Origin of the sequence: Clostridium sp. NSJ-49, from assembly GCF_014287725.1 — a bacterium.
GTDB lineage: Bacteria > Bacillota > Clostridia > Clostridiales > Clostridiaceae > Clostridium > Clostridium disporicum_B.
On sequence record NZ_JACOOP010000003.1, the window covers coordinates 108,522 to 120,454 of the forward strand.

The 11,933-nt window shown below is 28.9% G+C and carries 12 protein-coding genes; all 12 read left to right on the forward strand.

What is annotated here, in order from left to right; genetic code table 11:
* Positions 1 to 160: 160 nt before the first annotated feature.
* Positions 161 to 739, forward strand: coding sequence for an aminoacyl-tRNA hydrolase (pth, locus tag H8S10_RS01865; RefSeq protein WP_186837759.1), 579 nt, complete (start codon positions 161 to 163; stop codon positions 737 to 739).
* 15 nt (positions 740 to 754) lie between these two features.
* Complete coding sequence (gene mfd, locus H8S10_RS01870; protein ID WP_186837765.1) at positions 755 to 4,270, forward strand: transcription-repair coupling factor; 3,516 nt, start codon at positions 755 to 757, stop codon at positions 4,268 to 4,270.
* Positions 4,271 to 4,360: 90 nt separating this feature from the next.
* On the forward strand, positions 4,361 to 5,404 hold the full coding sequence (locus H8S10_RS01875; RefSeq protein ID WP_186837760.1) for a peptidylprolyl isomerase: 1,044 nt from the start codon (positions 4,361 to 4,363) through the stop codon (positions 5,402 to 5,404).
* A gap of 230 nt (positions 5,405 to 5,634) precedes the next feature.
* Positions 5,635 to 6,183 carry a stage V sporulation protein T gene (gene spoVT, locus H8S10_RS01880; RefSeq protein WP_055265051.1) on the forward strand — a complete coding sequence of 183 codons (549 nt, stop codon included), beginning with the start codon at positions 5,635 to 5,637 and terminating at the stop codon, positions 6,181 to 6,183.
* 126 nt (positions 6,184 to 6,309) lie between these two features.
* Positions 6,310 to 7,839 (forward strand): polysaccharide biosynthesis protein, encoded by a 1,530-nt coding sequence (locus tag H8S10_RS01885; protein WP_186837761.1) that lies wholly within the window; start codon positions 6,310 to 6,312, stop codon positions 7,837 to 7,839.
* A gap of 19 nt (positions 7,840 to 7,858) precedes the next feature.
* A complete protein-coding gene (gene mazG, locus H8S10_RS01890) occupies positions 7,859 to 9,307 on the forward strand; it encodes a nucleoside triphosphate pyrophosphohydrolase (protein WP_186837762.1) in 1,449 nt (482 codons plus the stop codon).
* 234 nt (positions 9,308 to 9,541) lie between these two features.
* The gene (locus tag H8S10_RS01895; RefSeq protein ID WP_032116936.1) at positions 9,542 to 9,817 is read left to right on the forward strand and encodes an HU family DNA-binding protein; all 276 of its coding nucleotides are present in this window, start codon (positions 9,542 to 9,544) and stop codon (positions 9,815 to 9,817) included.
* Between the two features lie 69 nt (positions 9,818 to 9,886).
* Positions 9,887 to 10,147 carry an RNA-binding S4 domain-containing protein gene (locus H8S10_RS01900; protein ID WP_055265045.1) on the forward strand — a complete coding sequence of 87 codons (261 nt, stop codon included), beginning with the start codon at positions 9,887 to 9,889 and terminating at the stop codon, positions 10,145 to 10,147.
* 52 nt (positions 10,148 to 10,199) lie between these two features.
* On the forward strand, positions 10,200 to 10,493 hold the full coding sequence (gene yabP / locus H8S10_RS01905) for a sporulation protein YabP (protein WP_055265043.1): 294 nt from the start codon (positions 10,200 to 10,202) through the stop codon (positions 10,491 to 10,493).
* 6 nt (positions 10,494 to 10,499) lie between these two features.
* A complete protein-coding gene (gene yabQ, locus H8S10_RS01910) occupies positions 10,500 to 10,892 on the forward strand; it encodes a spore cortex biosynthesis protein YabQ (protein ID WP_055265041.1) in 393 nt (130 codons plus the stop codon).
* 95 nt (positions 10,893 to 10,987) lie between these two features.
* On the forward strand, positions 10,988 to 11,269 hold the full coding sequence (locus H8S10_RS01915) for a septum formation initiator family protein (protein ID WP_055265039.1): 282 nt from the start codon (positions 10,988 to 10,990) through the stop codon (positions 11,267 to 11,269).
* An 80-nt stretch (positions 11,270 to 11,349) separates the two neighbouring features.
* Positions 11,350 to 11,751 carry a S1 domain-containing RNA-binding protein gene (locus tag H8S10_RS01920; protein ID WP_186837763.1) on the forward strand — a complete coding sequence of 134 codons (402 nt, stop codon included), beginning with the start codon at positions 11,350 to 11,352 and terminating at the stop codon, positions 11,749 to 11,751.
* Positions 11,752 to 11,933 lie beyond the last annotated feature (182 nt).

Genomic DNA, 11,933 nt, shown 5'->3' on the forward strand with positions numbered 1-11,933 from the left:
TAATTAAAGGCAAATTATTTATAATTTGCCGTTTTTTTATTTGTCATTTAGGTTAAGATGTTTTGTACTTTTTTATATTGAAAATAAAATGTATAATAAAACGTAGCGATAAAATGGTATAATATACAATAGGTCTATATGCTTAGGAGGAAATTATAAGATGTTTTTAATAGTAGGATTAGGAAACCCAGGAAAAGAATATGAAGGAACTAGACATAATATAGGTTTTGAAGCTGTAGATTATATAGCTGATAAGTATAATATAGAATTAAATAGGATAAAATTTAAAGGTATATTTGGGGAAGGTATGATAAATGGTAAAAAGGTTATCTTACTTAAACCAACAACATATATGAACTTAAGTGGAGAAAGTATAAGAGAAGTAGTTAATTTTTATAAAATATCTAATGAAGAAATAATTGTTATATACGATGACATAAGCTTAGAGGTAGGAAGATTAAGAATTAGAGAAAAAGGAAGTCATGGTGGACATAATGGGATAAAGAGCATAATAGCCAATTTATCAAGCGATGTATTTCCAAGAGTTAAGATAGGTGTAGGAGGTCCAAAGGGAGACCTAGTTTCTCATGTATTAGGAAAGTTTTCAAATAGTGAAATAGAAATCCTAAGAGAATCAATAATGGCAACATCAGAAGCAGTTACAACTATTTTATCAAAAGATACAAAAGAAGCGATGAATAAATTTAACGGGTTTAAGGCAAGTGCCATAAGTGATTAAGGAAGGTGTATTTTGATGAGATTAGAGGGGATAATGAAGCCCTTAAGAGATAATGAAGAATTTAACCGTTTATTAGGATGTATGAATAAAGGTCAATATCCACTAAGTGCTTATGGATTATCAGAATCTGGAAAAAGCTATTTAATAAATGGTATTTTTGAAAATAGAGAAAACTCTATAGTTATAGTTACACATAGTGATATTGAGGCTAAGAATTTATATGAAGATTTAAGTCTTTACTCAACTGATGTTTACTATTTCCCAGTAAGAGAGGTAGTTTTTTATAACATAGATGCTATTTCGGGTGATTTGAGATGGGCTAGATTAAAAGTTATTAAGGAGATTTTACAAAATAAAGAGAAGAAGATAATTATAACTTCTATTGATGCTTTAACATCTTTATATACACCGAGAGAATATTACTATAATTATAGTATAAATATTGCACAAGGGTCTGAATTAGATTTAAAGGAATTATCTCAAAAGTTAATAGAATGTGGATATGAGAGAGTTGAAGCTGTTGAAGGAAAAGGTGAATTTTCTTATAGAGGAGGGATACTAGATGTATTTCCTCCTACGTCTGTTTATCCTTATAGAGTTGAACTTTTTGGAGATGAGGTAGACTCTATAAGAACGTTTAATACTGAATCTCAACGTAGTATAGAAAAGATAAAGAGTTTTGATATATTCCCTGCTAAAGAGATAATAATAAACTCTCAGGTTCAAGAAAAAGCAAGTGAAAAAATAAGAGAAGAATTAAATACTATATTAGATAACACTAGTAAAAATGATAATGAGAGAATAGATAAGTTAACTAATATTGTTAGAAAGAACTTAGAATCATTAAAAGAAAGTTATACATTTGAGACAGTAGATAGTTATCTACCTTATTTTTATGATAAACCTGAAAGCTTATTTGATTATTTAGAAGGGTATTTATTTATAATAGATGATATAAAGAGATGTAAAGGCAAAATTGATAGTATATATTATGAATTTAGCGAAAATTATACTGCATTTCTTCAAAGGGGAGATATTCTTCCATCTCAAAATAAGTTGTTATTAGATAAAGAAGAGCTTGCTATAAATATAAATAAAGAAGATGTTATTGTTGTAAACACATTTTTAGAAAATACTGATTTGATATCGACATATGAAGATATAGGGTTTAATCAAATGACATTAAGCCATTATCATGGTCAGTTAGATTTATTGATAGATGATATCAAAGATAAAAAAAGTAAGGGCTACAGAACTGTTATATTATCAGGTACAAGGGTAAGAGGTGAAAGGTTAGTTGAGACCTTAAGAGATAGAGAAGTTGAAAGTGTTTATAAAGATGTAATAGAAGATATTAAACCAGGTGAAGTTGTAATTACTTTTGGTAATTTACTTAAAGGATTTGAATATCCAGATTTAAATTTATGCATAATCTCAGATAAAGAAGTATTTGGAGAAGCTAAGAGAAAGCTTACTAAAAAAGTAGCACAAAGAAAAGGTGTTTCAAAAATACGAAGCTTTGCAGAGTTAAAGCCTGGGGATTATGTAGTACATGCTAATCATGGTATTGGTGTATTTAAAGGTATTAAACAAATTGAAGTCGCTGGAAGTACAAGGGATTATTTAGATATAGTTTATGATAAAGGTGATAAACTATATGTTCCAGTAGATCAATTAGATTTAGTTCAGAAATATATTGGAAGTGAAGGAAAAACTCCAAAGATAAATAAACTTGGAGGAGTTGAGTGGCAAAAGGCTAAAGCTAAAGTAAGAAAATCTATAAATGAAATTGCAGAAGATTTAGTGAAGTTATATGCAGCTAGGTCTACTTTGACTGGTTATAAATATTCTAAAGATACAGAGTGGCAAAGACAGTTTGAAGATGAGTTCCCATATGAAGAAACACCTGACCAATTGACATCATTAGAGGAAATAAAGCATGATATGGAATCAGATAAACCTATGGATAGATTGCTTTGTGGAGACGTTGGATATGGTAAAACAGAAGTAGCTATAAGAGCAGCATTCAAAGCTGTTATGGATGGAAAGCAAGTTGCATTCTTAGTACCTACAACTATCTTAGCTGAACAGCACTATAAAAACTTTATAAAGAGATTTTCAGACTTCCCTGTTAAGATTGATATGATAAGTAGATTTAGAACAGCAAAACAGCAAAAAGCTACTTTACAATCTTTAAAAGAAGGTAATGTTGATATTTTAATAGGAACCCACAGATTAGTATCAAAAGATATAATGTTTAAGGATTTAGGTTTATTAATTATAGATGAAGAGCAAAGATTTGGGGTCGCTCAAAAAGAAAAGATTAAAGGATTAAAGAAAAATGTTGATGTATTAACATTAAGTGCAACGCCAATTCCTAGAACATTGCATATGTCATTGACTGGGGTGAGAGATATTTCGGTTATTGAAACACCACCGGAGGAGAGATATCCTATCCAGACATATGTAGTAGAGCAAAAGGACCAATTGATAAAAGATGCTATATTAAGAGAAATAAGTAGAGATGGTCAGGTGTATTTTGTTTATAACAGAGTAGGCACTATTCAGGATATGGCTAATTATATTAAAGATTTAGTTCCAGAATGTAAAGTAGGAATAATTCATGGTCAAATGACTGAAAAGGAATTAGAAAAAGAAATGATTGCATTTATGAATAAGGAATATAATGTTCTTGTATGTACAACGATCATAGAAACTGGTATAGATATTCCAAACGTTAATACCATGATAGTTCATGACTCAGATAAGATGGGATTATCCCAACTTTACCAATTAAGAGGAAGAGTAGGTAGATCTAATAGAATTGCTTATGCATACTTTATCTATACTAAAGATAAGGTGCTAACTGAAGTTGCAGAGAAAAGATTGAAAGCCCTAAAAGATTTTACGGAACTTGGATCAGGATTTAAAATTGCAATGAGAGACTTAGAGATAAGAGGTGCTGGTAATATGATGGGATCAGCACAGCATGGACATATGGCTACTATAGGGTATGATTTATATTGTAGAATGCTAGAAGATACAGTAAAACTTATTAAAGGAGAGATTGATAAGGAACCTGTTGAAACAACAGTGGATATAAAGGTTGATGCTTATGTTCCTTCAAGATACATTGAAGATGAAATTCAAAAGATTGAAGTTTATAAAAAGATTGCTGCTATAAGTAATATTGAAGATTATCAATATATTAAAGAGGAACTAGAAGATAGATATTCTAGTATACCAGATGCTGTTTATAATCTTATGGATATAGCTTATATTAAGAGCTTAGCTAAGGAATTGTCTATAGAAGAAATAAAAGAAATTCCAAAAGAAATTAGATTTAAATTTGCATCAGATTTTAAAGGATACAACAATATATATAAGATTTTATTAAAACATTATAAAGAAAATGTAGTTATATATTTTGGAGAAAACCCTTCTTTTGCAGTTAAGCTAAACACAATAAAGAAGGAAGAAGCATTAAAATTCTATAGAGAAATGCTATTAAAGGTTATTGAAAATTCATAGAAAAATCAGATGGTAAAGTTTGAATAAAAGGAATATTATTGATATACTAGTATAGATAGCAACTATAATATGTAAAGTGAGGGAAATGATTTGAGAAGAATAAAAAGAATAGTACTTGCTGCAGTCGTTGCAACAATGGCTTTTTCAATGGCAGGATGTAATTTAATACAAAAGACTCCAGAAGCTATACAAAATACTGTTTTAGCTAAAGTTGGAAGCGAAAAAATAACTCTAGGTGATGTTGATACTGAGTTAAAGGCTGATATTGATTATCTAAAGAAACAATATGGTGAAGACTTTGAATCAAATATAGATGATGATCTTAAAGCTAGACTAAAAGAAGTAAGACAACAAGTTTTAGAAGCTTTAGTAGAAGAAAAAGTACTTTATTTAGAAGCTGAAAAGAGAGGTTTAGTACCTACTCAAGAAGAATTAGATAAAGAAGTAGCTGAAAGAACAGCTGAAATACAAGAAGCTTGGGGTGGAGAAGAAGCATTTGCACAAGCTAAAGAGTATTATGGATATACTGATGAAACTTTTAAAGAGTTTTTAGAAAATCAAGTAGTAATTCAAAAGGTTAAAGATGATATGTTTAAAGATATAAACATAACTGATGACCAAATAAATAAATATTATGAAGAACACAAAGATGAATATGTAAATTACGGGCAAGCTGACGCAAGACATTTATTATTCCAAACGGAAGAAGAAGCAAATGCTGCAAGTGAAAAAATAAAGAGTGGAGAAACTACTTTTGATGCTTTATTTACAGAATATGAAGGAAATAAAGCAAAAGCTACAGCTACAGATGCTACTGAAGAAGATCAAGCGTTACCTATAGCTGAAGATTTAGGTACAGTTTCTCATAATCAATCTAATTATGATCCTTTATTCTTAGAAGGATTAAAACCTCTTAAAGAAGGAGAAGTTTCAGAACCTATTAAAGGATATTATGGATATCATATAATAGAGGCTACAAATGTTACAGAAACAACTCCAAAAGAGTTTAATGATGAACTAAAAGAGGAAATAAAAGCTACTTTAGAAAATGAAGAGAAAAATAGTATATATGAAAATGAATTAGCTTCATTAAAGAAAGAATATAAAGTAAAACTTTACGAAAATAGACTTTAATTAAATAAAATATAATTAAAATTCAGAGAATGTTATTATTCTCTGAATTTTTTTATTATAAAAATATATTAAAATAAGCTAACATTAGATTTCTTGCCATAGAATTGAATTAATTCCTCTTTGATTAGATACGGATAAATATTGGGTATATGTGTATAAAATTTCTAATAACTCAAATAATAATATTGCAGTAAGATATTTATAATTATTTAAGGAGGTAACTCAAAGTAATGAAAGCAACAGGAATTGTTAGACGTATTGATGATTTGGGAAGAGTGGTTATACCAAAAGAAATAAGAAGAACTTTAAGAATAAGAGAAGGAGACCCATTGGAAATATTCACCGATAGAGAAGGTGGAGTAATTCTTAAAAAATATTCTCCAATAGGCGAGTTAACTGATTTTTCAAAGGAATATGCCGAAAGCTTACAAGGATCAATTGGACATATTGTGTTAATTGCGGACAAAGATACATTTATATCAGCGAGTGGAGCGCCTAAAAAAGATTACTTAGAAAGAAAAATAAGTTCTGAATTAGAAAACGTTATGAATGATAGAAAAGCTGTAATAATTACAGAGCAAAACAAGACAATCCCTCTACATAATGATGAGGATGAAAAGTTATATTCAAATCAAGTTGTAGCACCAATAATTGCTGAAGGAGATGCAATAGGAGCTGTATTAATAATTTCAAAAGAAGAGAATGAAAAATTCACTGATCTTGAATTAAAGCTTGCAGAAACTGCGGCTGCTTTTTTAGGAAAACAAATGGAACAATAAAGTTGATATTAAGCAATCGTAATTGTAAAAAATTAATGTTACAGAATAAATTAGTAATAATACCTCTAAACTTAAAATAATAATTATTATTAGTGATAAAAAACTTTATAAGTTTGGAGGTATTTTATGAAAAAGCAATCTTTGATTAAAGGAAGTATAATTCTAGGAGCTGCTGGAATAATAGCCAAGTTCTTAGGATTATTTTTTAGGTGGCCACTTATATTATTAATAGGTGATGAAGGAATAGGATATTATCAATTATCTTATCCATTATATATGTTTTTTGTAGCTATAGCGTCAGGTGTACCAGTAGCTATGTCTAAGATGATATCAGAAAGAAATGCAGTAGGAGATATAGAAGGTACATACGAAATAGTTAAAGAATCAACTTATTTAATGTTAGTGTTAGGAATAGGTACGTCCTGTGTATTATTTTTCTTTGCAAAACCTATTATTTCTTTTCTAAAATGGGATCCAAAATCTTATTACGCTTTAATAGGAATTTCATTTGCACCTATAGCAGTTTCTATTATGACTATTTTTAGAGGATTTTTTCAGGGATTACAGAACATGACCCCATCTGGAGTATCTCAAATATTAGAACAAGTGGGTAGAGTAATCGTAGGAGTTGGACTAGCCTTTGTGTTATTACCAAGAGGTATAGAGTTTTCTGCAGGAGGAGCAGCATTTGGAGCAGCTGCAGGGGGAACTATAGCATCTATATATCTATACATTAAGTACAGAAAAGTAAAAAAAAGTATGGGTATAAAGAAAATAAGGACAAACACTGATGTATTAAATAAAATACTAAAAATGGCTATTCCTATATCAATAGGAGCTACAGCAGGAACTATAATGAATTTGATAGATGCTGTATTAGTACCACAAAAGCTTATAGAGTCTGGAGTAGCTGATCCTACAGCCTTATATGGACAATTAACAGGAAAAGCAGCAGTTCTTGTTAATATCCCTTTGACACTATCTATGGCATTAGGCACATCTTTGATACCTATAATAGCAGAGAATTATGTGCTTAGAAAAAAAGTAGAATTAGAAAGTAAAACTAATTTAGCTATGAAGCTAGCAGTAGTAATAGCTTTTCCTTGCACAGTAGGATTATTTTGCTTAGCAGGGCCTGTTATGAAGTTGTTATTTTTTAAAGCTTATGATGGTTATGAAATTTTAAAATATCTTTCTTTATCAATACCGTTTATAATTATTACACAAACTACTACATCCATATTGCAAGGTACAAACCATTATATTAGGCCTGTTATAAATCTTTTTATAGGATGTATAGTAAAAGTAATATTAACTATGTTCTTAGTGCCAATTCCACAGATAAATATATTTGGAGCAGTAATAGCTAGTATAGCTTCGTATGTAACAGTTACAATCCTTAATATAGTTGCTTTAAAGACAAAGATAAAAACAAAGTTAGATGTATATGATTCAATTATAAAGCCATTAATGTCATCTTTAATAATGGGAATAATGGTAAGTATAACTTATATTTTTTCTATAGGAAGAACAAATAATAATAGTATTTCTTGCTTATTATCAATATTTGTGGGTATTATTATATATATAATAGCTATTTTAGTTTTTAGAGTTTTTAGTATAAGTGAAATTAAAAATAGGGTAGTTAGAAAATGATTTGTAAGGAGAGTACTATATGATAAAAATAGTAGGGTTAGGGCCTGGTGCACCAGAAGCATTAACTATTGGAGCAGTAAAAACTTTAGAAGAAAGCAATAATTTATATTTTAGAACAGAGAAACATCCTACAGTAGATTATTTAAGAGATAGACTAAAGGGATTTAAAACTTGCGACAATTATTATGAAGAAGGTAATAGTTTTGATGAGGTTTATCAAAATATAGCTAATGATATCATAGAGGAATATAGAAAAACAAAAGAATTAGTTTATGCAGTTCCTGGACATCCGCTAGTAGCTGAGAGATCTGTATTAAACATAATAGATTTATGTGAAAAAAATAATATTGAGTATTCGATATTGCCAGCAGTTAGCTTTGTTGATGCCATGATGGATAGACTAAAAATAGATCCTATAGAAGGGTTAAAGATAATAGATGCTTTTGATATAAAAAATCAAATATTAGATAAAAGAATAGGAACAATAATAACTCAAGTATATAATGGATTAATAGCTTCTGAAGTTAAATTAGAATTATTAGAACATTATAATGATGATACTGAGATAATATATGTAAGAGCGGCAGGAATAGAAGGTCAAGAATCTATAAGAAAGATTCCACTTTACGAATTAGATATGCAGGAAGATATAGATTATTTAACATCAGTATATATTCCTAAAGATTTAAATAATAAGAAGGACTTTTATGACTTTTTAGAAATTATAGAAACTTTAAGAGGAGAAAATGGGTGTCCTTGGGATAGAGAGCAAACGCATGAAAGTATAAAAAATAATCTCTTAGAAGAATGTTATGAAGTTATAGAAGCTATTGATAAAGATGATATAGATTCGTTAATAGAGGAATTAGGAGATATACTTTTACATGTTGTATTCCATGCTACAATAGGAAAAGAGGATGGATATTTCAATATTAATGATATAATAGAAAGTGCTTCTAAGAAAATGATATATAGACATCCTCATGTTTTTAAAGATGAGAATCTAGAAACATCAGAAGAAGTGGTAGCAAACTGGGAAGAACTAAAGAAAAAAGAAAAAGAGTATAATACTATATCAGAAGAAATAGAAGGTATAGCTAAAACTTTACCAGCTTTAATTAAAGCTCATAAAGTTCAAAAGAAAGTGTCTAAAGTTGGATTTGATTTTGAAGACGTAAATGAGGCGGCAACAAAGGTAGAAGAAGAATTAAAAGAAGTTTTAAATGTATATAAATCCAATAATAGGGAAAAGATAATAAATGAGGTTGGAGATTTATTATTTGCCTGTGTTAATGTTTCTAGAATGTTAAGTGTAGATGAAGAGGAAGCACTAAATACTAGCATTAAGAAATTTTCAAAAAGATTTTCTTACATTGAAAAAAATATTTTAGATTCTGGTAAAAACATAGATGATGTATCACTTGATGATATGAATAAACTATGGGAAGAAGCTAAGAAATTTGATTAGCAAAAGATAAGGTATTTTTACAAATATTTAAGCTTTTCATAATAAATATTATAGAGGAATAAGTTGTGTGCTAGATTACATGAAAATGATGTAATAAATATATTTTTATAGTAAAAAAACCATATTTCTATAGACTAGCAAAGAAAGTGGAGATATAATAGGTAAATGTAGTATAGTACATAATATCGTAGTTTACTACGAAACTACAACTGTTTATTTAAGGAGGATGTAATCGTGAATAAAGCAGAATTAATTACTAAAATGGCAGAAAAAAGCCAATTAACTAAGAAAGATGCTGAAACAGCTTTAAAGGCTTTCGTTGAGTCAGTTCAAGAAGCTTTAGAAAATGGTGAAAAAGTTCAATTAGTTGGATTTGGTACTTTTGAAACTAGAGAAAGAGCAGCTAGAGAAGGAAGAAATCCAAGAACTAAAGAAGTTATAAGCATCCCTGCATCTGTAGTTCCAGTATTCAAAGCAGGAAAAGAATTTAAAGAAAAAGTTAACAAGTAGTAGTAGTAGAAACCCGAGATTACTCGGGTTTTTATAATATAAATATATATTTAAAAGGAGAGGTAAGTTATGAGGCTAGATAAATACTTAAAAGTATCTAGAATAATAAAGAGAAGAACGGTAGCTAAAGAAGCTTGTGAAGGTGGAAGAGTTTCTATAAATGGTAAGGTTGCAAAGCCATCTACAGTTGTAAAAGAAGGCGATATAATAGAAATAGCTTTTGCAACTAGAAGCCTTAAGGCAAAGATAGTAAATATTGCTGAACATGTGAGAAAAGAAAATGCTAAAGCAATGTATGAGATATTAGAAGGCGAAGAGGATAAAGAATAAAATAGGATACTTACTCATATATTTTAAACAAGAAGTATATGGGGGAGTAGTTATGGAAAAAAAAGATATAAGCAAAATAGAAGAAAATAAAGGAAATCTGATCTTAGAAAATAGGAAGAAGCTTACACTTTCAGGAGTAGTAGAAGTAATAAGCTTCGATGAAGAAAAGATATTACTAAATACAAAATTAGGGGCGCTAACTATAAAAGGAACTGAATTAAAGATGAATAAATTAGATGTTCAAAATGGAGATGTAACAATAGTTGGAGATGTATGGTCAATGGTGTATAGTGGCAAAGAAATGAAAAAAGAAAAAGAAAGTATAATTGGAAGGCTATTTAAGTAGAGTATTATGCCATTACCAACAAGTGCACAGTTTAATATAATTTTATACTCAATATTAGCTGGTATATTGACAGGAGCTATGTTTGATTTGTATAGAATTATAAGAGGCAGTAAAGTTCCTAAAATAATAATTGCAATTGAAGATATATTATTTTGGATTTTAGCTGCCTTAGTGGTATTTTGTTTCTTGCTTTACACCAATTATGCATTTTTAGGAGCATACGTATATTTATTTATGCTTGCAACATTGTTTATTTATTTAAAGTTAGTTAGCCCAATTTGTTTAAAATTTGAGATTAAGATGTTAAATTTTTTAGGAAAGATGTCAAGAATAGTAGTTAAGAATGTATTATATCCATTTAAAATTATATTTTATAATATTATGGGGAAAAATAATTAGAAGAGAAGCTATAAGTTGTATAAAAATGACTTGAATAAAATATGTAGAGTGTTTAAAATATAAATATAGATTATTAAAAAGAGGGTTCTATATTTATGAGGAAAAAGATAACCTTAAGAAGCATAGTAATTATTATTCTGTTTGTAGTATTTGGATTTAATGTTGTTAAACAAACTATGGCTATAAAAAGAATAAATAATGATATAGCTAAAAAAAGTGAACAACTCAATGAAAAAAAAGAAGAAAACAGAAAATTACAAGCTGAGTTAGAAAGGGTACAATCGAATTACGATTACCTAGAAAAGTTAGCAAGAGAAAGACTTGGACTTATTAAGGAAGGTGAACAAATAATACTTCCTTCAGAGCCTCAAGAGTAAGATGATTAACATATTACTAAAAGGGTTATTATTAATAATGACATATATTTATTAAAAATTTAAGGAGGATTCTTTGTAGCATGACATTAGCGGCAGGAAAAATATTAGAAGGTACAGTGGTTAATATCACAAATTTTGGAGCGTTTGTAGAGATAGAAGGAAAGACTGGATTAGTCCATATCTCAGAGGTTGCAGACTCTTTTGTTAAGGATATAAGAGAACATCTTAATGAACAAGATAAAGTAAAAGTAAAAGTTATTTCAATCGATGATAATGGAAAAATCAGCTTATCTATTAAACAAGCTAATGTTAAGAAGAAATCAGTAAAACCAGCAGAATTCGAATGGGGTACAGAAAAGAAAAAACCTAATACAGCTAATTTCGAAGATATAATGTCTAGATTCTTAAAAGATAGTGAAGAAAGACAACAAGATTATAAGAAAAATCAAGAATTTAAAGGTAGAAGCAAAAAAAGCTTTTAATTAGAGTTATATATAATATATATAGATAATAAAGATTGTGTAAAGGCAGTCTTTATTTTTTTATTGTATTTAGAATACCACAGGTTCTACCTGTGGTTCCGGAAAGCTTCTAGCGGTGAGTAGAAATAAAAAAACCTCCGTTGTAAAATTATAGTAGGTTTGCCGACCAAAACTATAATACA